Genomic DNA, 1,270 nt, shown 5'->3' with positions numbered 1-1,270 from the left:
CCTGCCATGCCAATGATCGCGATCGGTTCTCGTGTTTCCTCTGCGCCATGCTCCGTGTAACCTCGAACAGGCTTCACATAGCTACGGCTGGACTTCGTTGTCACCGTCTCTGCAATCGTCTGCTCCGCAACTGGCTTGCTTTCTTCTTCAACGTACCGGGCTGTCGCAGTCGTCTCCTCTACCCGTTCCTCGTCTGGACTCATTCCAACCCATTGCATGCACTCCGGTGCGGATTCTGCCACTAAATGTTCTGCCAGGGCACGCAGGGTCTGGTACTCATAAAACAGCGTCTTGGATAACTCGCCAAAGGATTCGGCCAGCTTGGCATTGAGCTGGGCAATCATGATGGAGTCGATGCCATAGCGCTCCAGCGGTTCTTGGGCTTCAATGCTCCCGACACTCAGCCGGGTCACCTCTCCCAACAACGCCTTGAGACGATATAAGATTTTCTCGTACAGTAAGCCCGCATCCAGCTTCGATTCCGTTGCCTCTACCGCACGGATACCGACCTTCGAGACGGCTTTTGTCAGATAGGCCTCGATTTTCTCTGGCTCCCCTTCCATGACCATCACCTGCTCCTTGCCTGAGGACAAGCATTGGTACAATGACTGAATACCCGACTCAGTCTGTAGAGGTGTAATGCCCATTTGTTGTCTCATGAGCTTTTCCGCGTCCGCATCAATCCGCATTCCGCCTTCTTTCCACAGCGGCCAGCGGATCGATAGCGTCCGTCCCCGTCGTTGCTTGGCGTCCACCAGGGTATTCCGGTATGCTGCGTACGCATCCATAAAGGCGTTGGCGGTGGCATAATCAGCCTGTCCCGGGTTACCCAGACTGCCCGAGATGGAGGAAAAGAGCACGAAGAAGTCCAGGTCCTGAGCGCTGCTCGCCTCATCCAGATGGGCCAACCCTTGGACCTTCGGTCCCAGTACCTCGATAAATTCTTCCCTGCTTTTCTTGAGAATGAAGTTATCGTGAATCACCCCTGCACAGTGGATGATCCCGTGAACACGCCCAAATTCCTCCTGAATGCTTTCCAGCAAGCTGAACACCGTGTTCCTGTCGGTAATATCCCCCTGTTGATACACCACTCTGGCCCCTAAGGACTCCAGCTTCCTTAGTCGGGCTTGTCTGTTTTCGTCCAGTGACGACCGGCCTGTCAGAATCAAGGTCGCTGCTCGGGTGTGCCGAACCAGCTCTTCGGCAACAAGCAGCCCCAGGCCGCCAGAGCCGCCGGTGATGAGATACACGCCACCGTCTCTCCATGGCA

At 55.5% G+C, this 1,270-nt stretch carries 1 protein-coding gene; it reads right to left on the bottom strand.

What is annotated here, in order from left to right:
* Window positions 1–1,270, bottom strand: a 1,270-nt coding sequence (locus ABEW32_RS26405; RefSeq protein WP_430193277.1) for an SDR family NAD(P)-dependent oxidoreductase, incomplete at both ends; no start/stop codon positions are given.

Source organism: Paenibacillus jamilae (assembly GCF_050482105.1).
In the GTDB taxonomy this organism is placed as follows: Bacteria; Bacillota; Bacilli; order Paenibacillales; family Paenibacillaceae; genus Paenibacillus; species Paenibacillus jamilae_B.
The sequence above is the reverse complement of the archived record's forward strand: the minus strand, read 5'-3'. Positions and strand labels throughout refer to the sequence as shown.